This window comes from Yoonia rosea, from assembly GCF_900156505.1.
Taxonomy (GTDB): domain Bacteria; phylum Pseudomonadota; class Alphaproteobacteria; order Rhodobacterales; family Rhodobacteraceae; genus Yoonia; species Yoonia rosea.
In genome coordinates, this window is the sequence record NZ_FTPR01000001.1 from 1,835,193 (window position 1) to 1,856,796 (window position 21,604).

Here is a 21,604-nt window from a genome sequence, read left to right on the forward strand (position 1 = left end):
GGGGAGGCCCACAGGGTCGGGGGCAAAGCCCCCTCCACCCTCAGCGCCGGATGCGCAGTTCTGTTTCTGCGTCAAAAAGAAAGATGCGGCTTGGATCAATACGGATTCCGACCGTGGCGCCTTCAGCGGTGCGCTCGTCTCCGCGCTCTTCCACGATGATCCGTTCGCCTGTGTCAGATGTCAGATAGGCAAATGACACGCCGCCAAGGCTTTCAGTCAATTCAACCGTATGCGTCTCCCCATCAGGATCAATGGTGATATGCTCGGGGCGCGCGCCGACACTGACAGCCTTGCCTTCATAGGCAGTGCTGACCAAGCCGTCATATCGGGCGGCCAAACTCGGTGCGTCAACGCTGCCGCCCTTGACCGTACCGTTCACAAAATTCATCGCGGGTGACCCGATAAAGCCCGCCACAAACTTGTTGTCCGGATCGCGGTAGAGATCCATCGGCGCGCCCACCTGCTCGATGACGCCCAAGCGCAACACGACGATCTTATCGGCCAATGTCATCGCCTCAACCTGATCGTGCGTGACATAAATCATCGTGGCGCCGATTTCCTTGTGCAGACGGGCAATCTCGACGCGCATCTCGACCCGCAGTTCGGCATCAAGGTTGGACAGGGGTTCATCAAACAAGAACACCTCAGGCCCCCGCACAATGGCCCGGCCAATCGACACGCGCTGGCGCTGGCCGCCGGACAGGGCCGCCGGCTTGCGATCCAGATAAGGCTCAAGTTTCAGAATTCGGGTCGCCTCGGCCACCTTGGCGGCGATCTCCGCTTTGGGATGGCCGTTCATTTTCAGGCCAAAGCCCATGTTGTCCTTGACCGTCATATGCGGATAGAGCGCGTAGGTCTGGAACACCATCGCGACACCCCGCTCGGAGGGGTCCATGCGCGTGACATCCCGATCTCCGATATGCATCGCGCCTTCGGTGGTTTCTTCCAGCCCCGCAACCATACGCAAAAGCGTCGACTTGCCACAGCCCGACGGGCCAACAAAAACGCAAAACTCGCCATCCGCGATTTCAAGGTCAATGCCGTGAATGACCTGTACATCGCCATAGCGCTTGATGACGTTCTTCAGCGTTACACCTGACATGGCTTATATCCCTGTTGTTTCTTTTGTCTGGTAGTCGGGAAAGCTCCAGTTCTGGGCATCCCGTGTAATTTTATCGGCTGTCTCGCGCAGGATCGGCACATAAGCCTCCAGTCCTGCAAGATTGGTCCGGCTGGTCGTGCTGGTGACCGAAAGCGCCCCCAGGACGCGGCCAGCCGAGGTCAGGATCGGCATCGCCACACAGATAATTCCGGGCTCGTGTTCTTCGCGATCAAAACCATAGCCGTTCTGGCGGATGTCACTCAACTCCGCCCGCAGCGCATCCGCACTATCAAGCGTGTGGTCCGTAAAGCCATGAAAGGACTGTTGTTCGATGACACGCTCGATGGCATCCTCATCCAGAAACGCCAACATCACCTTGCCGACACCTGTGCAATAAGCAGGCCCGACCTTGCCCGCCTGACTGTACATCTGCACGGGATTATTCGCGTTGCGCTTGTCAATATAAAGCACCTGCGCATGATCCAACTGCGCAAGATGGACAGTCTCGCCCACGGCTTTGCTCAGGGCATCCAGATGCGGACGCGCCACAGGGGCAAGTGTCGATTGATCCCAAGCCGTATGGGCCAGACGCACGAGACGCAGGCCAGGTGTGTAGGTCTGCCGCTCGGGATCATAGGCCAGCATCTGTTGATTGGTGAGGGTTTGAAGGAACCTGTATAAGGTCGGTTTGGGAAAGTCAGACTGCGCCAGAATCTCGCTGAAACGCACAGGCCGCCCGAAGGCCGCAACCTGATCCAGCACCTCAAGTGCCTTTCCAACTGTGCCGTCACCGGTCACCCGCCCCATGTGTCCTCCCTTTGTCGATCCGGGCAATTCGCACCGCTCCCCTCACGGTGCTGCCTTCGACTGTTGACAAGGCTAGCCTGTTCACGGTTTAGTATCAACATCCAAAACCAAGTTTCAAATAATGAAACCTGTTTACACACGGAAGCATACTGGGAGGAAACCATGCATTCCATTTTGAAAACGTCGCTCGCGGCGTTGGTCGCAGCTGGCGTCACGGCGTCATCCGCAGCTGCAGACGCTCACGGACTGTCCGGAGAGCTGAATATCATATCTGACATGTCCAACCCCGCACCACGCGCGGTGATGGAAGGTCTGGCAGCCGATTTTGATGCGCTGCACCCGAACCTTGAGGTCAACCTGACAATCGTTGACCGTGAAGCATGGAAAACGCAGATCCGCAACGCGCTGGGTGCGAACCCGCCGGATGTGGTGAACTGGTATGCTGCCAACCGGATGCGCCCCTACGTCGACGCGGGCCTCTTTGCGGACATCTCTGACCTCTGGGCCGAACCTGAATTCGAAGCGCTGGCATCGACCAAAGGTGCGATGACACTCGACGGCGCACAGTGGGGTGTGCCTTACACATACTACCAGTGGGGCGTTTACTATCGCAAAGACATCTTCGACCAGTACGGCCTGTCCGAGCCGACAAACTGGGAAGAAGAGATGGCAAACTGCCAGACACTGCTCGACAATGGCGTTAAATGCTACACCATCGGCACCAAGTTCCTTTGGACGGCTGGCGGCTGGTTTGACTATATCAACTCGCGCACCAACGGGTACGATTTCCACATGGCACTCGCCCGCGGTGAAGTCGAATGGACAGACGACCGTGTCCGTCAGACATTCGCCAACTGGCGTCAGCTGATCGACATGGGCGCCTTTATCGACGACCACCAGACCTATAGCTGGCAGGAAGCCCTGCCCTTCATGGTCAATGGCGAAGCCGCAGCGTATCTAATGGGCAACTTTGCGGTTGCTGCCATGCGTGACGGCGGTCTGACCGATGATCAGCTGGACTTCTACCAGTTCCCTGTGATCAACCCTGACGTTGATTTCGCCGAAGACGCGCCAACCGATACGTTCCACATCGCATCGGGTGCACAGAACATGGACGCCGCAAAGGAGTTCCTGCGCTATGTCACCTCTGCCGAGGTCCAGACAGCGATCAACGCAGGCGATGCTTTGGGCCAGTTGCCTGTAAACGCGAACGCGTCGATCGACGCGGACAAGTTCCTTGAGCAAGGCTTCGACATGCTCTCGAACAACGCGGGCGGCGGGATCATGCAGTTCTTTGACCGTGACTTTGATGCGGAAATGGCCTCTGTCGGCATGGAAGGCCTGCAAGAGTTCATGGTGTTCCCTGACAACCTTGACGACATCCTGATGCGTCTCGAAGAAACACGTCAGCGCATTTACAACTAACGCTACGGTGGGTTTTACCCACCATACAGCACCCACCCAACGAGGGTGGGTGCACCCCACGCCCGCAACCCATCTGCAAGCCCACTTGTGGTTTTCACATGTGTTGACCCAGCAGGAGAAACGCCATGTCGGTGTCACCCGCCTTCCCAAACACCCACGCCGACAGGCCGCAGCGCGGCTGGTACAAGCGCAACGAGATTGCGATCACCCCGTGGCTGTTCCTGCTGCCGGCGATGATCTTTTTTGCGATCTACGTCATTTTTCCTATTGGCCAGTCGTTCTGGATTTCATTTCACGAATGGGACGGGCTGGGCGAGAAAACATGGGTCGGCACCGCCAACTACGAACGCCTACTTGGGTGGGGCGATGCCAATGTTGACCGCAAGTTTTCGGTGTCGTTCTGGAACAACCTCAAATGGCTGGTGCTCTATCTGCTGGCGATCCCCGCAGGCCTCTTTATTGCGCTTTTCCTCAACCAGACCGTCACAGGCATCCGCTTTTACAAGTCGATGTTCTTTTTCCCTTTTGTCATCAGCCAGGTCGTTGTGGGTCTGGTGTTCAGCTGGTTCTACCTGCCGCGCGAAGGGCTTTTGAACGCGATCCTTGGTTTCTTTGGTGCAGGCCCGATCAACGTGCTGGGCGATCCGACATTGGCAACCTACGGCATTATCGCGGCTGGCCTGTGGCCACAGACGGCATACTGCATGATCCTCTATCTGACGGGTCTGAACGCCGTTGATCCCGAACAGGTCGAGGCCGCGCGCCTTGATGGCGCGAAGGGTCCAAAGATGCTGTGGTATGTGATCCTGCCCCAACTCAAGCCTGCGACCTTTATCGCCTTTGTCGTCACCATCATCGGCGCGCTGCGGTCCTTCGACCTGATCAGTGTCATGACCAACGGCGGGCCTTTCGGATCAACCCGCGTGTTGTCGTTCTATATGTTCGAGGAATCACTATCCGAATTCGGGTTTCGCATGGGCTATGGTGCGGCCATTGCCGTGATCCTGTTCTTCATCATGCTGGGGTTCATCACCTATTTCCTCTACGCGATGTACCGTGACGAAAAGGGAGCGCACTGATGTTTCCGACACCGATCGCAAAGACCTCGCGCACGTGGCAGATCTCGTATCAGGTTCTTTTGCCGGTGATGTTGATCATCTGGCTCTTGCCGCTAATCGCCGTAGCCAACTTCTCAATCAAACCCGAGTCAGATTTCGTCAACGGCAACTACTGGGGCATCCCCAGCAGTTTTGAGGCCTTCTCGAACTACGGACGCGTTTTCTTTGAATCTAACATGCCGCGCTATTTGTGGAATTCGCTCTTTATTACGATCCCCACGGTGATCGGGGCGGTCGCGCTGTCTGCCATGGCCGGTTTTGCACTGGGTGTGTACAAGTTCAAAGGTAATCTGCTGATCTTTTTCATCTTCATTGCGGGCAACTTTGTTCCGTTCCAGATCCTGATGGTGCCCGTGCGGGACCTGACACTGAGCCTGAACCTCTATGACACCAAAACAGGTCTGGTGCTGTTCCACATCGCCTTCCAGACCGGATTTTGCACACTCTTCATGCGCAACTTCATCCGTGCGCTGCCCTTTCCGTTGATCGAGGCTGCCCGTGTCGAAGGCATCGCCGAATGGCGGATCTTCCTTTTCGTGGTCCTGCCTTTGATGAAGCCCGCGCTGGCAGCGCTTGCCGTGCTGATCTTTACCTTCATCTGGAACGATTATTTCTGGGCTGTTGTCCTGACCCAAGGACCGGATGCACAACCCGTCACCGCCGGTATCACCGAGTTCAATTCACAGTACCGCGCCGCCTATCACCTGATGAGCGCGGGCTCGATCGTGGCCGCCTTGCCGCCGGTTGCCATGTTCTTTTTGATGCAGAAACACTTTATCGCGGGCCTCACCCTCGGAGCAGTAAAGTAACCACGATGAACCGAACCTACCGTATCGACGATGGCCGTCAGACCCTTGTGCTGGCGGCCCGCAACGACCGACTGCCTGAAGTCGTCTATTGGGGTGCGCTGCTGCCAGCGGGGGAAAACCTCGACACCTTGCAGGCGGCTCACAGGATTGATGTCACAGGCGGGATGCTGGACGAAAATCCGGACCTGTCCGTATGCCCCGAAGCCACGCGCAGTTTTCCCGGCCAACCCGGTCTGATTCTGCGCGACAGCGACGGAACACCCTTGCTGCCCAAGTTCTGTTTCGAGAGCGTTGCACAGAATGGTGCGCTGGAACTCACCTACAAAGACAAAGACAACGGGCTGACGCTGACCGTGCGCTTTGAGAGCGATCAAGACACGCATGTGATCACCTGCCAGACAACACTCGATGCGACCCGCCCTGTGCACCTGCACTGGCTTGCCGCCCCTGTCCTGCCCGCCCCACAACAATCGGACGAGATGATAGACGTGTCGGGGCGGTGGTGTGGCGAATTCCAGCTGTCCCGCACCGCTTGGGCGCCCGGGATGCGTTACCGTGAAAACCGCACGGGCCGCACAGGGCACGAGCACTTTCCAGGCCTGATCGTGCCGTGCCGTGGCGCCACCAATACCCAAGGCGAGGCCTATGCCTTCCACTACGGCTGGTCCGGCGGGCACAAGATGATCGCCGAAGAATTGCAAGACGGCCGCCGCCAGATCCAATGGGGGCACGCGGCCAGCATGGAACCACAAGCGGCCACGCAGTTCAAAACCGCGCCGCTCTATATCGCCTATTCTAATACTGGCCTGAATGGCTGCGCCGTGGCCTTCCAACGCCACCTGCGCGACAGGATCGTGACATGGCCCAAACCAAACGCGCCACGCCCTGTCCATTACAACTGCTGGGAGGCCGTTTATTTCGACCATAAACTGCCAGTTCTCAAAGACATCGCTGATCGTGCGGCGGCGCTGGGGGCGGAACGCTTTGTGCTGGATGATGGCTGGTTCGGCAATCGCGATGACGACACCCGCAGCCTCTCGGACTGGACGGTCGATCCGCGCAAATATCCCGACGGCCTGCACCCGTTGATCGCACATGTGCACGGGCTTGGCATGACCTTCGGCATCTGGTTCGAACCCGAGATGATCAATGAGGACAGCGACATTCACCGCGCGCATCCGGACTGGGTGCTAGGCAGCGCGGACCAGACCCTTGGCCGCCAGCAAAAAGCGCTGAACATGGCACTGCCAGCGGTGCGCGACTATCTCTATGACCGCATGTCAGCGATCCTGCGCGACCACGCCATCGACTATATCAAATGGGACCACAACCGCGTACTGCCGATGCCCGATGCGTCGCAGACACGCGGGTCCTATGCGCTGATCGACAGGCTGCGCACGGATTTTCCTGAAGTCGAGATCGAAAGCTGTGCCTCGGGCGGTGGCCGGATCGACTTTGGCATCCTGCAACGCACCCAACGTGTCTGGCTCTCTGACAGCAACGACGCGCTGGAACGGCTACGCATCCAGCATGACGCGGCTTTGTTCCTGCCGTTGTCGGTCACCGGCAGCCACGTGGGCCCACGCCATTGCCATACGTCGGGGCGTACCCTCGATATCACATTCCGTGCATGGGTCGCGGCCCAGCGCCATATGGGGTTCGAGATGGACCCACGCGAACTGGATGCACGCGAAACGGCGGTGCTCACGCAGGTCACAGGCTGGTGGAAAGCCAACCGCCACTGGATGCAAACGGCCGACATTCTGCGCCTTGATAGTGCTGATCCTGCGGTCATCGCCGAACAGCAACTGGCCCGCGACAAGGACCGCTTTGTGGTTTTTGCAGGCAAGGCCGCAACCAGCGCCCAGATTTCCCCGCGCCCCTTGCGCCTGACGGGGCTAGACCCCGACGCCATGTACCGCATCGACCTGATCAACCGCGCGGATCTGCACCACCTGTCACGGGGAACACCCGCGCTGAAGGATGCCCCACTGGAACTCTCCGGTGCCTATCTGATGCGCCATGGCCTTACCTTGCCATGGTCCTTCCCCGAACGCATGTGGGTCGTGGAAGGAGCGCGGCTATGAACGCGACCTTCCATGACCTCAAAGGTGCCTCGGTCTTTATCACCGGCGGCGGCAACGGCATTGGTGCCGCACTCACCGACGGGTTTCTGGCGCAGGGGGCACAGGTCGCCTTTGTGGGCCGCTCGGATGCGTCGGATTTTGTGCAGAAGATGGGCGACGAACACGGCACCGCGCCGTGTTTCATCCAATGCGACATCACCGACACGCCCGCACTTCAGGCCGCCATGGATCAGGCGGTTGCAGCGCATGGTCCCTTGAACGTGCTGGTCAACAATGCCGCCAACGATATGCGATATGATGCGACACAGATTTCCGAGGCGGATTGGGACAGCCAGCATGCAATCAACGCGAAAGCCTATTTCTTTGCATGCCAGAAGGCTGCGGCTCTGATGGCACCGAAAGGATCCATCATCAACTATTCCTCGATCACCTATCTGATGGGCTTGGCAGGCATGGTGCCTTATGTGACCGCCAATGCGGGCATCACAGGCATGACCCGCGCGCTGGCCCGTGAATGGGGACCGAAAGGTATCCGCGTGAACGCCATTGCCCCCGGCTGGGTCTTTACCGAAAAGCAGGAAACCATGTGGGCGACACCCGCCTCCAAAGCAGCGTTTCTGGAAAAGCAATGCTTGCAGGAATTCATGCGTCCCGAAGACATGGTCGGCGGGACACTGTTTTTAGCCTCTTCTGCTTCCGCTATGATGACGGGGCAGACCATTGTAATCGACGCAGGCGTGGTAGGAACCGGATGACCCAAGCACAGATCAAAGCCGATTGGATCGCCGTGGACTGGGGCACCAGCAACATGCGCGCCTGGGCCATGTCGGCCAGCGGCACGGTTCTGGCCGAGGCCAGTTCCGATCAAGGCATGAGCAAACTACGCCGTGAAGAGTTCGAGGCAGCTTTGCTGTCCGTGGTGAAGGACTGGATCGACGGCCCGACAACCGTGATGGCCTGCGGTATGGTCGGGTCACGCCAGGGCTGGGTCGAGGCCCCTTATGCCGCGGTCCCTTGCGCCACCCTGCCCGAAGGTTTGGTCAAGGCGCCCGTGACGCATCCTGACCTGACCGTCTATGTCATACCCGGCATCAAGCAGGCGTCCCCCGCAGACGTGATGCGCGGCGAAGAAACGCAAGTCACCGGCTTTCTGGCGCGCAACAAGAATTGGGACGGCGTGATCTGTCTGCCGGGCACACATACCAAATGGGTGCATGTCAGCGCGGATGAGGTTGTCAGCTTTCAGACCTTCATGACCGGTGAACTCTTCGACACTATCGCCACGCAAACGGTATTGCGCCACTCAATCGCCGCCGATGGCTGGGATGATGCCGCCTTTGCCGAGGGGCTCGAAATGGGGCTGTCGCGCCCTGAACGTATTGCCGCGCGGCTGTTTTCATTGCGCGCCAACGGGTTGCTCAACGATATGGCAGGGACAGCGGCCCGTGCGCAACTGTCCGGCCTCTTGATCGGCACTGAACTGGCCGCGGCAAAACCCTATTGGCTTGGCCAGAACATCGCGGTGATCGGGGAAAGCAAGCTGTCGAAACTCTATGTCGATGCTTTGGCGACACAAGCCGCACCCGCAACCCAAGTCAACGCGGCGACGATCACATTGGCTGGCCTGACGGCCGCCTATCAGCGCCTGAAAGGATAACATATGCATCGCCCCTTGATCGCAATTTTGCGCGGCGTGACACCCAGCGAAGCGGCCCCCATGGCCGCCGCCCTGATTGACGCAGGCATCACCAAAATCGAAGTCCCGCTGAATTCGCCGGATCCCTTCGCCAGCATCAAGGCGATGGCCGATGCCCATGGCAGCGATGCGCTGATCGGCGCGGGTACGGTCCTGTCGACCGACGATGTGGGACGCGTGGCGCAAGCGGGTGGCAAGCTCGTGGTTTCGCCCAACTGCGACCAGCGCGTGATTGTCGCCACCAAGACCGCCGGCATGCAAAGCTGGCCTGGCGTGATGACCCCGACAGAGTGCTTTGCGGCCCTGAAAGCGGGGGCTGACGGGCTCAAGATCTTTCCCGCCAGTCTGCTTGGGCCCGAAGGCATCAAGGCAATCCGTGCGGTGTTGCCGACAGGCACGCAGGTCTATGCAGTGGGCGGCGCAGGGGCTGACAACTTTGCGGAATGGATGGCTGCCTCGGCCGATGGGTTCGGTATTGGCTCTGCCCTTTACAAACCCGGTTTTTCGGTGGCCGACGTCGCAGCAAGGGCGCGCGATATGGTCGCCGCCTATGATGCGGCTGCGACATGATTTACGATGACACCCAGTGCCAGCTTGGTGAAGGACCGCTCTGGCATCCTTTGCGCAAGCAACTGTTCTGGTTTGATATTCTGGGAAAACGTCTGCACACGAAAGGCCAGCACTGGCAGTTTGACACCTATGTCAGTGCCGCCGGCTGGACCAGTGAAAGCACCCTGCTGATCGCGTCCAGCACCGCGTTGATGCATTTTGATATCTCGACCGGAGAAACCGAGATCATCACGCCACTGGAGGCCGACAATCCGGTCACGCGCTCGAACGACGGCCGGGCGGACCCGCAGGGTGGTTTCTGGATCGGAACCATGGGAATTGATACCGAAGACGGCGCGGGCGCGATCTATCGCTATCATAAAGGCGAGCTGCGCCAGCTTTACGCGCCGATCACGATTTCCAATGCGATCTGTTTCGCGCCTGATGGCAAGACCGCCTACTTTACCGACACGCCGACGCAGCAGATCATGCGCGTGGCGCTTGATGACCAAGGCTGGCCCATGGGCGACCCTGTGCTGCACATTGACCTCAGCCGCACAGCCTTCCGTCCAGACGGCGCGGTCGTCGATGCCGCAGGCAACCTGTGGAACGCGCAATGGGGTGTCGGGCGGGTGGCCGTCTATGACCCGTCCGGGGGTTTCCTCGAGAGCTACAATTTTGCAGCGCGCCAAACCTCTTGCCCGGCATTTGGCGGTGACGATCTGCAAACGCTGTTCTGCACCAGTGCCGCCGTGGGGATAGAAGGCCCTGAGCAGGGCAAAACATTTGCCGTCCCGACGAAGGCTGCTGGACAAGCCGAACATCAGGTTATCCTCTAAACCGCACCCCAATCTTTCAAGAAGGTTCCACACCATGAAACGCACGCTTGGCGTCTGTTATTATCCCGAACATTGGCCCGAGGACCAATGGGCAACTGATGCCGCCCAAATGGTGGCGACAGGTCTGTCTTGGGTGCGCATCGGTGAATTCGCATGGGCGCGCATGGAACCCAGCCCCGGTACCTTCACATGGGACTGGCTGGACCGTGCGATTTCCGTTCTGGGAGAAGCGGGCCTGAAGATTATCCTCGGCACCCCCACAGCGACACCGCCCCGTTGGATGGTCGACAAATACCCCGACATGCTGGCGGTCGACGCGCAGGGGCAGCCCCGCAAATTCGGATCGCGCAGACACTACGACTTCAGCCATCTTGGTTACCGCGAGGAATGCCGCCGCATCGCGGGGCTGATGGGCGAACGCTATGGCAGCAACCCGCATATCGCTGCGTGGCAGATCGACAATGAATACGACTGCCACGACACAACGTTGAGTTACTCAGATGCGGCGCGCAAAGGGTTTCAGGACTGGCTGGCGCAGAAATACCAGTCCACTGACGCGCTGAACCGTGCGTGGGGGAATGTGTTTTGGTCGATGGACTATGACACTTTCGACCAGATCGACCTGCCCAATCTGACGGTGACAGAACCCAACCACCCGCATCAGCTTGCTTTCCGGCGCTATAGCTCGGATCAGGTGGTCGCCTTTAACAAAGTACAGGTGGACGAACTGCGCAAACATACCGACGCGCCACTGATCCACAACTACATGGGGCGGATCACAGGTTTCGATCATTGGAAAGTCGCTGCCGACCTCGATATCGCGTCCTGGGACAGCTATCCGATCGGGTTTTTGTCGGACCGCCTTGAAGGGACGCCGGAATTCAAACGCGCGTTCCTGCGCCAGGGCCACCCCGACAATCAGGCCTTCCACCACGATCTCTACCGCGCTGTCGGCAAGGGCCGGATGTGGGTCATGGAACAACAACCGGGCCCTGTGAACTGGGCCCCCTATAACCCTGCCCCCCTGCTCGGCATGGCACGTCTTTGGGCGTGGGAGGCCTTTGCCCATGGGGCCGAAACCGTCTGTTATTTCCGCTGGCGGCAAGCCCCTTTCGCGCAAGAGCAGATGCATGCGGGGCTTTTGCGTCCTGACAGCGCGCCTGCACCTGCATTGGCCGAAGCGCGCCAAGTCGCTGATGAAATCGAAACGCTGGCCAGTGTTGGCACAGCAAAGGCGCAGGCCGCATTAGTCTTTGACTATGAAAGCGCATGGGGCTGGGATGCCCAGCCGCAGGGTGCCGATTTCGAGATGTTCCGTCTTGCCTTTGCCGCCTATCGCGCGCTGCGCAGGGCAGGATTGAACATCGACATTCTGCCGCCCGATACCGCTGACCTTTCAGCCTATAAGCTGGTGATGGCACCAGGGATCATGTCACTGTCCGCACCACTGCGTGCGGCTTTGGCCCGGTTTGAGGGCATCGCCCTGATCGGCCCGCGCAGCGATACCAAGACCGACGAGTTGAGCATTCCCACACCGCTTGGCCCGCATTTGCCAGGCGTTGATATGCGCGTGGCTTTGACCGAAAGCATGCCACCCGATGACGGCATTCCATTGGAAGGCGGTGGACAATTCCTGCACTGGTTCGAGCACCTTGAAGGCAGCGCCGAGACGTTTGTGGCAACCGCAGCAGGGCAGCCTGCGATCATGGGCGGCAAAAACCTGCGCTATCTTGCGGGCTGGCCAGATGACCGCACGTTTGATCAGTTTGTCGCGGGCTTGTGCGACGCGCTTGGTCTGGAAACCAAACAGCTGCCTGAAGGTCTACGCCTGCGCGACACCGAAACGCACCGGTTCTATTTCAACTATGCCGCTGTGCCGTTGACGTGGGAAGGCGTGACCATACCTCCTGCGGGTGTGCATTGGGAGGACCTGCGATGACCCACTTCGGAACAACGAAAGACGGGCAAGACGTGCTTCAGATCACGCTTTCAAGCGGCGAGCTGAGCGTTGATATTCTGACACTGGGTGCAACCGTTCAAGCGGTGCGCCTTGCAGGCGTGCCCTACAATCTGACCTTGGGCTCAGAGCGGTTCGCGGATTACGCCACCACGATGGATTATTTCGGCCCGATTGTTGGCCCTATCGCCAATCGCATCGGCAACGCGCGCGTACGGCTTGACGGGATGATGCACGAACTTGAACGCAACGAGAACGGCGATTGTCACCTGCATTCAGGCAGTGAGGGTGTCCACCGCAAAAACTGGGCGGTGCTGGAAAAGGCCGCTGATCGCGTCACGTTGGGTTTGCGCCTGCCCGAAGGTGTAGCGGGCCTGCCCGGCAACCGCGATATCCGCGTCACTTATCAGGTCACAGCACCTGCAACGCTGACCATGCAGATTGACGGCACGAGCGACGCAACCACCTGCATGAACTTTGCCAGCCACATTTATTGGAACCTTGATGGCAGCGAGACATGGGAAGGCCACGCGTTGCGCATCGCGGCAGATCACTATCTGCCGATTGACGACCGCACCTGCCCCACAGGTGAGATCGCAGCCGTCGATGGCACCGACATGGATTTCCGCACCAGTCGCAAGCTGGTAAAAGGGGCACCGGCGCTTGATCACAATTTCTGCCTTTCGCAAGAACCGACCGATCTGCGCGATGTTCTCTGGCTAACGGGTGCCTCGGGGATTCGGATGACGCTCGCAACAACGGAACCCGGGATACAGATCCACGATGCGGCAGGCTCACACCGTCCGGGCAAGCCGGTGTATGAGGGCGTCGTGATTGAACCGCAGCGTTGGCCGGACGCGCCGAACAACAGCAAGTTTCCTTCCATCAAGATCACGCCTGATCAAGCATACCATCAAGTGACCCAATGGCGCTTCGACAAGGCGACGTGATCGCCGACAAGTGCGCACCCGACCTGGCAAAAGTTGCTGATCACTTTATATATATTTCATAGATTTCGTCATAAATGCAGACCGGATGGGATAGCGCGCTTTGCTGTCGCACCCCCCTGACTTACGGGCTTTATGTGCTATCTAGCGTTTCAAGCGGATTAGGCCGCCCAGAAAGACGACATCACGTTATGGAACTTGAAACCCTACTGCTATCGCGCATCCAGTTTGCAGCGAATATTTCATTTCACATCCTGTTTCCCACGATCACGATCGCATTGGGCTGGGTGCTTTTGTTCTTCAAACTACGCTATAACCGTACCGGCGAAGAGCGCTGGATGGAAGCCTACCGTTTCTGGGTGAAAATCTTTGCACTCTCGTTCGCGATGGGTGTCGTCTCGGGCATTACGATGTCTTTCCAATTCGGCACGAACTGGCCCGGATTTATGGAAAAAGTCGGCAACATCGCAGGGCCTTTGCTGGCCTACGAAATCATGACCGCATTCTTCCTTGAAGCGGTGTTCCTTGGGATCATGCTCTTCGGTTTTAGCCGTGTGCCCAATTGGGTCCACACGCTGGCAACCTTCCTTGTGGCCTTTGGCACTATGATGTCGGCCTTCTGGATCATTGTCCTGAACTCATGGATGCACACCCCCCAAGGGTTCGAGATGATCGACGGCGTTGCACATGCGACCGATTGGTCGGCTATTATCTTTAACCCCTCCATGCCGTACCGCTTTACGCATATGGTGCTGGCCAGCTTCCTGACTGTCAGCTTCCTGATTGCCGGTGTCAGCGCCTTCCGCTGGCTCATTGGCGGACGCACCGAAGGGGTACGCGTGGCAATGAAAACGGCCATTATTGCCGCTGCTGTGCTGATCCCCGTGCAAATCCTTGTCGGCGACATGCATGGACTGAATACAAAAGAGTATCAGCCCGCGAAGGTTGCCGCGATGGAAGGGAATTGGGAAACCTCCACTGGCGTGCCTTTGGTCTTGTTTGCGATCCCCGATGAAGAAGCACGCGAGAACCGGTTTGAAATTGGTATCCCGAAACTGGCGTCGTTTATCTTGACCCATGACTGGAATGGTGAGGTGAAAGGCCTGAACGAGTTTGTCACCGAAGACGGAGAGGTGCTTCACCCGCGGGTCTCGCCGGTATTCTGGTCGTTCCGCGTGATGGTCGGCACGGGGCTCTTGATGCTCCTGGTCAGCTGGAGCGCCACTTACATGATCATGCGCCGCAAGCGCGGAGTCGAAGGCCTGCCGCAACCAATGCTCTATGCGCTGATCGGCATGAGTTTTAGCGGCTGGTTGGCCACGCTGGCGGGCTGGTACACAACCGAAATCGGCCGTCAGCCATGGTTGGTCCAAGGTGTGATGACAACCAAAGAGGCCGTCGCTGATGTGCCTGCACCCTTGGTGCTGTCGACCCTGATCGCCTATCTGCTGGTCTACGCGGGGCTTTTGTTGGCGTATATCTTTGTCATCTTCTATCTGGCACGGAAAACCGCACGCGGCGAAAGTATCGGCACCACGATCGCACCGTCGCCAGCGGCGGTCCCCAAAGCCATGCCAGCGGAGTAAGCGGATATGAATTATTTCGGTGACCCCACCATCTGGCTGCCTTTTGTTTTTGCGGCGCTGATGGGCGTGTCCATCCTGATCTACGTGATCCTCGATGGGTTTGACCTTGGCGTCGGGGTACTGTTCCCCTTCGCCAATGACGACGAGAAAGACAGGATGATCGCCTCGATCGGGCCCTTCTGGGATGCGAATGAAACTTGGCTGGTGCTGGCTGTGGGCCTTTTGCTGGTGGCCTTCCCATCGGCACATGGGGCGATCCTGACGGCGCTGTATCTGCCGGTGGCGATCATGCTGATCGGGCTAATCCTGCGCGGCGTCGCCTTTGAATTTCGTGCCAAGGCACCAGCCCCCCATAAACACCTGTGGAACAATGCGTTCTTTGCAGGCTCGCTTATGACCTCGCTCAGCCAGGGTTTCATGCTGGGCATGTATGTCATGGGCCTCGAATGGACTTTGGCGCATGTGGGTTTCGCGATACTGACGGCGGTGTTCCTGACTGTCGGCTATAGCTTCATCGGGGCCACTTGGATCATCCACAAAACATCTGCTGTGCTGCAGGCCAAAGCGGTGGATTGGGCCAAAGGCGGCATTTGGGGTTTGGTCTTGGGAATTGGCGCGATTTCGCTTGCCACGCCCTTTGTCAGCACCCGTATCTTTGACAAATGGTTCAGCTTCCCCGAAGCGCTTTACCTGTCGCCTCTGCCAATCCTGTCGGGTCTTCTGGTGGTCTGGCTTTGGTCCATGCTGCGCAAAATGCCTTTTGCAGACGACCGACGGTCCTGGCAGCCGTTTGCAGCGGCGACGGCGCTATGGGTGACAGCATTCGGCGGGATGGCCTATAGTTTCTATCCCTATGTGGTGCCCGAGCAGATCACAATCTACGAGGCCGCCAGCGCGCCGGAGAGCCTGTTTATCATCCTGATCGGCACTTGCATCGTGTTGCCGACGATCATGGGGTACACAGTTCTATCTTACTTTATCTTCCGCGGCAAAGCGACCGAGTTGCGGTACGACTAGGGGGTGCGCCCCGATTGAGACAAGGTAAGGTGGGTTTAAACCCACCTTACTGTCAGAATCGGTTTGACACCCCTTCCCCCATTGCGTAATCGGACGCTCGTGGAACGGCGCGGTAGCTCAGTTGGTTAGAGCGAACGACTCATAATCGTTAGGTCGGGAGTTCAAATCTCCCCCACGCCACCACCACCCCTCGATCAGTCAGCTTAGAAAGTTCAGACTTCAGTTTGGAATGCGCCTATGCGAGGCTGGTCGCCATGACGGATCTGCCTCCCCACTATACCATCCTGACCAATCGCCTACGGCTCGAACCATTCGCACCGGAGCACGCGCCGTTGTTGAACGCCATCAACAACGAACCCGAGGTGATGGAGTTCTTGTCAGACGGCACGCCCGAGACGATGGAAAAGACGCATGAGGGCATTGCCCGCGTATGTGACCGGTGGCAGCGTCTCGGCCACAGCTGGTGGACGATCATTGAGCGCGAAACCGAAACAATCATCGGCGCCGCCTGCCTGCAAAACGTTAGCCATATCGAAGGTGCGGAGCTAGAAATCGGCTGGCGGCTTTCGACCGCGGCGACGGGCAAGGGGTACGCGACCGAGGCAGGACGCGCCGCCGCCCGCTTCGCGTTTGACGTGATCGGTGTGGATCATGTGATCTCGGTCGCCAATCCGAAAAACGTCAACTCGCAACGCGTGATGCAACGGATCGGCATGACCTACCGCGGGCGCGAAACCCATTATGGCCAAGAGGTTGAAACCTACACCATGCCGAAGGCCAACCTGCCCTGATCACACCTTCCTCTGGCGTCGGTTTACCGCTAACTTTCCCCCAAGTTATTCAGGGGGAGCCATGACCGTCATCGACCAGATCACCGCAGCTATCGGGCAGGACCGCGTCCTCACGGGCGCAGATGCGGCACCCTACGGCAAAGATTGGACGGGCGCATATACCTCCACCCCTCTCGCGGTCCTGCGTCCGGCAAACACGGCCGAAGTAGCTGCCATCCTCAAGATTGCAAATGAAACCAAGACCCCTGTCGTTCCTGCCTCTGGCCGCACCGGCCTGACCGGCGCGACGCTGGCGCAGGACGCGCTGATGCTATCCGTCGAACGCCTGAACGCGATTTCCGAGATCAATGTTGAGGGGCGGACCGCAACAGTCGGCGCGGGCGTGATTCTGTCAAATCTGCACGACGCGGTCGAAGCGCATGACCTGATCTTTCCCCTGACCCTTGGCGCGCGCGGCTCTGCCATGATCGGCGGGCTGTTGTCGACCAATGCGGGCGGTTCCAACGTGGTGCGTTATGGCAGCACACGGGGGCTCTGCCTGGGGCTCGAGGTCGTCATGGCCGATGGCCGGATCATGAACCTGATGAGCGCGCTGCACAAAGATAACTCCGGTCTTGATCTGCGCAACCTTATTATCGGGGCCGAGGGAACCTTGGGCATCATCACCGCAGCAGTCCTGAAGCTCCAGCCCAAGCCACGGGCCTATGCAACGGCGATGGTCGCCGTGTCCTCGCTGCCCGATGCGCTGACCCTGCTTTACAAGCTGAAAGAGGCGACAGGGGACGGTGTTGAAGCCTTTGAGTACATGCCGCGCAGCTATATCGCCAAGCACCGGCAACTCTTCCCCGATGCCACGGGGCCGTTTGATACCGATTATGACGTCAACATCATGATCGAGGTCGCAGCAACGCGCGCCCAAGACGCAATCACGCATCCGGACGGGAGCCTGCCTGTTGTCAGCGCCTTGGAAGAAACTTTGGGCGCAATGCTGGAAGACGGCACTGTCCTTGATGCGATTATCGCACAGAACGAAGCGCAGCGCCGTGAAATCTGGAAACGCCGCGAGGACGCAGGTGAAGTGGCCTTCTTTGGCGGCGTCTTTGTGAACACCGATGTGGCGGTGCCACTGGATAAGGTCGCAGCCTTTGAGCAAATGCTGACACCGCGCATCAAAGCGATTGACCCTGATGCAGAAGAAGTGATCATCGCCCACCTTGGGGACGGGAATATCCATCACACCAGTTACATCAGCCGCAATGATCCCGAGGCCATGAAGGCGCTGGTCGCGGCGGTGGAGGATGTGGTGCAGGAACTGGGCGGATCGTTCAGCGCCGAACACGGGATCGGTGTGTCAAAGCTCGATACGATGAAGCGGCGCAAGGATCCTGTGGCGCTGGATGCCATGCGCGCAATCAAGGCAGCCCTTGATCCTAACAATATCCTGAACCCCGGCAAGGTGATCCCGCCGGCGTAAGAGCCTTAGAAAAAGTCGGGCCCCGCTTGCGCCAGCAGTTTGGCCGCCATCACACGGCCCATCTCGGCGCCGTCTTCGATTGCACCGGTCATGTCATCGGCAAAGACTTCGGTCCCATCCGTGCGCAAAATCTCGCCGCGCAAACGGAGCGAGCCGCCATCCAGTTCCGCCAAGCCGCCAATCGGTGTCTCACAAGACCCGTCCAGATGCGCAAGGAACGCGCGTTCTGCCGCGAGCCGCTGACCCGTTGGGCCATCGTGGATCGCAGCAAGCATGTCTGCGGCGCGGTGGTCATCACCACGGCGCTCAATGCCAATCGCGCCTTGCGCCACCGCAGGCAGCATATCTTCGGGGGCAATCGCGGTGCGCGGCACGTCCGTCATGTTCAGGCGGTTCAAACCCGCCATCGCAAGAAACGTCGCCTCGGCCACCCCATCACCCAGTTTTTTCAGGCGGGTCTGCACGTTGCCACGGAATTCCACGATATTCAGATCGGGCCGCTTGGCCAGCAACTGCGACCGGCGACGCAAGGACGATGTGCCAACCGTCGCCCCCTGCGCCAGATCATCCAGCCCTTTGGCGCCGAGCGACACAAAAGCGTCGCGCACATCTTCACGCGGCAGATAAGTGTCGAGCAACAACCCACCGGGCTGTTCCACCGGCATGTCTTTCATCGAGTGAACTGCGATATCAATTGACCCGTCCAGCAGCGCTTCTTCGATTTCACGCGTGAAAAGGCCCTTGCCACCGATCTCTTTCAGGGGCCGGTCCTGAATAGCGTCACCAGTGACCTTGATCACACAGATTTCAAAGGCATTCTCTGGCAGATTGAAGGCGGCCATCAGCCGCGCACGCGTTTCATAGGCCTGGGCCAAGGCCAAAGGCGAACCACGGGTTCCGATGTTGAAAGGCGAAGCGGGGGTGGGCAAATTCACTGTCATGTCTGGATTGTTAGACGTGTAAACCTAGCCTGACAACTCCCTTGACAACTTCTTCTGCAATTGGGACCACAGGAACAGTACAAAAGGACATCCCATGGCGCAGCAAAAGACCATTCTCCGAGCCCTCGCAGGCGAAACACTTCCCACGCCTCCGATCTGGATGATGCGTCAGGCCGGGCGTTATTTGCCTGAATATAAGGCCACACGCGCGCAGGCCGGTGATTTTCTGTCGCTCTGCTATAATCCGGAACTGGCCGCCGAGGTCACGTTGCAGCCAATCCGCCGCTACGGCTTTGATGCGGCGATTCTTTTTGCCGATATCCTGCTCTTGCCACAGGCGCTTGGCGCCGACCTCTGGTTCGTCACCGGTGAGGGTCCACGGCTTTCGACGATTACCTCGGCAGATGAGCTCGCAAAGCTGAAACCGATCGAGGCGATTCACGACACGCTGAACCCAGTCTATGAAACTGTGAAAATCCTGTCCGAGGAACTGCCCAAAGAAACCACGCTGATCGGTTTCGCGGGCGCACCTTGGACCGTGGCCACGTATATGATCGCAGGCCAAGGCACGCCCGACCAAGCGCCGGCCCATGCGCTGAAGGCAGAAAACAAGCCTGTCTTTGAAGGCATCATCAACCGCCTGACCGAAGGAACGATTGCCTATCTGTCCAAACAGATCGAGGCGGGTGCCGAATGTGTAAAGCTGTTTGATAGCTGGGCGGGATCGCTCGAAGGTGATGATTTCACCAATTATTCCATCAAACCGATGCAACGGATCACCGCCGCGCTGAAAGAAAAGCATCCGGGTATTCCTGTCATCGCGTTCCCACGCGGTGCAGGCACCAAATACGCAAGCGTTCATGCGGCTACCGGGGCTGATTGTGTAGCGGTGGATGACGGCGTCGATGCCGCTTGGGTCGCCGAACACGTGCAGAAAGACGGCTGCGTGCAGGGCAATCTGAAATCCTCGCATATGGTGACGGGTGGTGACACGCTGGTGTCCGAGACACGCCGCATCGTTGATGCGCTCTCGAACGGGCCACATATTTTCAACCTCGGTCACGGGATCACGCCTGATGCCGATCCCGCCAACGTGCAATTGATGATTGATACGGTGCGCGGGGCCTAAGACTGGATATTTCAACGTGAGAGGATAGTCTGGACCCGCAGACAGGAGCCCGCGTTGAAAATTCCGTTCACCTTGCGATTTGCCTATTACAGCTTTCGTGCGATCGTCCGCGCGGGGCTATTGTTGCTTTGCGCTTGGATTTTCCTGATTCCGGCCACCGCCGAGGACGTTGCAGCCCTCGGCGCACGCGAAGGACAAACCTATCCGGTTGGTTTGCAAATGATGCGGGCAGCGAAGGTCTTTGTCGCTGTCGCACCACCGCGGGCCTATGACATGATCGCGATGGGCCTTCCCAGAGACGTCCCGCCCTTCATGGTCCGCCTCGCGCTGATGCAGATGGCAGCGGGCAACGTCTTGCCCGCCTCAACACGTGTATCACCAACCACACCAACCACACCAACCAGTCGTGATATCGACGGGCCACGCTTTATTCAGGTGGATTAGGTCAGACCCACTTTGCCAACGGCGGCAGGCTCATCAGCACCGCGTTCGCGTCATGTCCCGTCGTCAGACCGAACTTGGTGCCACGGTCATAAACAAGGTTATATTCGGCATAGAGTCCGCGGTGAATCAGCTGCGTATCCTTGTCAGCGTCCGTCCAGGGCGTATCACGGCGCTTTTCGACAAGCGGCACATAGGCAGGCAGGAATGCTTTGCCGATATCCTGCGTCAGCGTGAAATCCGCCTCCCAATCGCCGGTGCAATAGTCGTCCATAAAGATACCGCCCACGCCGCGCGCACGGTTGCGGTGCGGGATGTAGAAATACTCATCCGCCCATGCCCTCAGCTTGGGATAATGATCCTCGCCATGCGGATCGAGATGCGCTTTTTGGGTCGCATGGAAATGGGCGGTATCCTCGGCATACTCGATACAGGGATTCAGGTCAGAACCGCCGCCAAACCACCACGCATGGGGTGTCCAGAACATCCGCGTGTTCATATGCACAGCGGGCGCGTGGGGGTTTTGCATATGGGCCACCAATGAAATGCCTGACGCCCAAAAGCGCGGATCCTCGGCCATGCCTGGCACACCACGGGCGGCCATCGCCTTTTGTGCCGCATCCCCCAACTGACCGTAAACGGTAGAGATATTCACACCGACCTTTTCAAACACGCGGCCTCCGCGCATGACGGACATCAAGCCACCGCCGGCGTCTGATCCGTCATCCGACGTCCGTGTGGTCTCGGACACTTCAAAACGGCCAATCTCACCTTCGCCTTTGTGACTGTCTTCCAGCCCTTCAAAGGATGCCACGATGTCGTCGCGCAATGTGCGGAACCATGATGATGCTTTGCTTTTTTCCGCTTCGAAACCGTCTGACATACTTGG

20 protein-coding genes and 1 tRNA gene are annotated in these 21,604 nt (G+C 58.6%); 17 read left to right on the forward strand and 4 right to left on the reverse strand.

The annotated features are described in order from the left end of the window. Window positions 1–40: 40 nt before the first annotated feature. Both B0B09_RS09130 and B0B09_RS09135 read right to left on the reverse strand, forming a co-directional pair. Window positions 41–1,102, reverse strand: coding sequence for an ABC transporter ATP-binding protein (locus B0B09_RS09130; protein ID WP_076659296.1), 1,062 nt, complete (start codon window positions 1,100–1,102; stop codon window positions 41–43). 3 nt (window positions 1,103–1,105) lie between these two features. Continuing rightward, entirely contained in the window at window positions 1,106–1,900 is a 795-nt protein-coding gene (locus B0B09_RS09135) for an IclR family transcriptional regulator (protein ID WP_076659878.1), read from the reverse strand. Between the two features lie 171 nt (window positions 1,901–2,071). On the opposite strand from B0B09_RS09135, the gene B0B09_RS09140 reads away from it, so the two are divergent. From B0B09_RS09140 to B0B09_RS09210, 15 genes are all read left to right on the forward strand, one after another. Beyond that, window positions 2,072–3,334, forward strand: coding sequence for an ABC transporter substrate-binding protein (locus tag B0B09_RS09140; protein ID WP_076659297.1), 1,263 nt, complete (start codon window positions 2,072–2,074; stop codon window positions 3,332–3,334). 125 nt (window positions 3,335–3,459) lie between these two features. Then, complete coding sequence (locus B0B09_RS09145) at window positions 3,460–4,413, forward strand: carbohydrate ABC transporter permease (RefSeq protein WP_076659298.1); 954 nt, start codon at window positions 3,460–3,462, stop codon at window positions 4,411–4,413. Continuing rightward, window positions 4,413–5,261: a carbohydrate ABC transporter permease gene (locus B0B09_RS09150; RefSeq protein WP_055294087.1), complete on the forward strand. Its 849-nt coding sequence runs from the start codon at window positions 4,413–4,415 to the stop codon at window positions 5,259–5,261. Before B0B09_RS09145 ends, B0B09_RS09150 begins: the two co-directional genes overlap by 1 nt. A gap of 5 nt (window positions 5,262–5,266) precedes the next feature. Continuing rightward, window positions 5,267–7,348, forward strand: coding sequence for an alpha-galactosidase (locus B0B09_RS09155; protein WP_076659299.1), 2,082 nt, complete (start codon window positions 5,267–5,269; stop codon window positions 7,346–7,348). Further along, a complete protein-coding gene (locus B0B09_RS09160; RefSeq protein WP_076659300.1) occupies window positions 7,345–8,103 on the forward strand; it encodes an SDR family NAD(P)-dependent oxidoreductase in 759 nt (252 codons plus the stop codon). Before B0B09_RS09155 ends, B0B09_RS09160 begins: the two co-directional genes overlap by 4 nt. Then, on the forward strand, window positions 8,100–9,005 hold the full coding sequence (locus tag B0B09_RS09165) for a 2-dehydro-3-deoxygalactonokinase (RefSeq protein WP_076659301.1): 906 nt from the start codon (window positions 8,100–8,102) through the stop codon (window positions 9,003–9,005). Before B0B09_RS09160 ends, B0B09_RS09165 begins: the two co-directional genes overlap by 4 nt. A gap of 3 nt (window positions 9,006–9,008) precedes the next feature. After that, window positions 9,009–9,614 (forward strand): 2-dehydro-3-deoxy-6-phosphogalactonate aldolase, encoded by a 606-nt coding sequence (locus tag B0B09_RS09170; RefSeq protein ID WP_076659302.1) that lies wholly within the window; start codon window positions 9,009–9,011, stop codon window positions 9,612–9,614. Next, window positions 9,611–10,432, forward strand: a complete 822-nt coding sequence (locus tag B0B09_RS09175) for an SMP-30/gluconolactonase/LRE family protein (protein ID WP_076659303.1) — start codon at window positions 9,611–9,613, stop codon at window positions 10,430–10,432. Before B0B09_RS09170 ends, B0B09_RS09175 begins: the two co-directional genes overlap by 4 nt. Before the next feature lie 34 nt (window positions 10,433–10,466). Continuing rightward, window positions 10,467–12,371: a beta-galactosidase gene (locus B0B09_RS09180; RefSeq protein WP_076659304.1), complete on the forward strand. Its 1,905-nt coding sequence runs from the start codon at window positions 10,467–10,469 to the stop codon at window positions 12,369–12,371. Next, window positions 12,368–13,339, forward strand: a complete 972-nt coding sequence (locus tag B0B09_RS09185) for an aldose epimerase family protein (protein ID WP_076659305.1) — start codon at window positions 12,368–12,370, stop codon at window positions 13,337–13,339. The genes B0B09_RS09180 and B0B09_RS09185 overlap by 4 nt, the downstream gene beginning before the upstream one ends. A 188-nt stretch (window positions 13,340–13,527) precedes the next feature. Continuing rightward, window positions 13,528–14,922, forward strand: a complete 1,395-nt coding sequence (locus tag B0B09_RS09190; protein ID WP_076659306.1) for a cytochrome ubiquinol oxidase subunit I — start codon at window positions 13,528–13,530, stop codon at window positions 14,920–14,922. 6 nt (window positions 14,923–14,928) lie between these two features. Beyond that, window positions 14,929–15,939, forward strand: a complete 1,011-nt coding sequence (locus tag B0B09_RS09195; RefSeq protein ID WP_076659307.1) for a cytochrome d ubiquinol oxidase subunit II — start codon at window positions 14,929–14,931, stop codon at window positions 15,937–15,939. Window positions 15,940–16,045: 106 nt separating this feature from the next. Further along, a tRNA-Met gene (locus B0B09_RS09200) sits at window positions 16,046–16,122 on the forward strand. A gap of 71 nt (window positions 16,123–16,193) precedes the next feature. Then, the gene (locus B0B09_RS09205) at window positions 16,194–16,730 is read left to right on the forward strand and encodes a GNAT family N-acetyltransferase (RefSeq protein WP_076659308.1); all 537 of its coding nucleotides are present in this window, start codon (window positions 16,194–16,196) and stop codon (window positions 16,728–16,730) included. A gap of 61 nt (window positions 16,731–16,791) precedes the next feature. Next, complete coding sequence (locus tag B0B09_RS09210; RefSeq protein ID WP_076659309.1) at window positions 16,792–18,204, forward strand: FAD-binding oxidoreductase; 1,413 nt, start codon at window positions 16,792–16,794, stop codon at window positions 18,202–18,204. A 5-nt stretch (window positions 18,205–18,209) separates the two neighbouring features. Here the strand turns inward: B0B09_RS09210 and hemC are convergent, their stop codons facing one another. After that, window positions 18,210–19,145: a hydroxymethylbilane synthase gene (gene hemC, locus B0B09_RS09215; protein WP_076659310.1), complete on the reverse strand. Its 936-nt coding sequence runs from the start codon at window positions 19,143–19,145 to the stop codon at window positions 18,210–18,212. A 94-nt stretch (window positions 19,146–19,239) separates the two neighbouring features. On the opposite strand from hemC, the gene hemE reads away from it, so the two are divergent. Beyond that, window positions 19,240–20,274 carry a uroporphyrinogen decarboxylase gene (hemE, locus tag B0B09_RS09220; RefSeq protein WP_076659311.1) on the forward strand — a complete coding sequence of 345 codons (1,035 nt, stop codon included), beginning with the start codon at window positions 19,240–19,242 and terminating at the stop codon, window positions 20,272–20,274. Between the two features lie 54 nt (window positions 20,275–20,328). After that, entirely contained in the window at window positions 20,329–20,718 is a 390-nt protein-coding gene (locus B0B09_RS09225; protein ID WP_076659312.1) for a hypothetical protein, read from the forward strand. Window position 20,719: 1 nt separating this feature from the next. Here the strand turns inward: B0B09_RS09225 and hemF are convergent, their stop codons facing one another. After that, the gene (gene hemF / locus B0B09_RS09230) at window positions 20,720–21,598 is read right to left on the reverse strand and encodes an oxygen-dependent coproporphyrinogen oxidase (protein WP_076659313.1); all 879 of its coding nucleotides are present in this window, start codon (window positions 21,596–21,598) and stop codon (window positions 20,720–20,722) included. Between the last annotated feature and the right edge of the window lie 6 nt (window positions 21,599–21,604).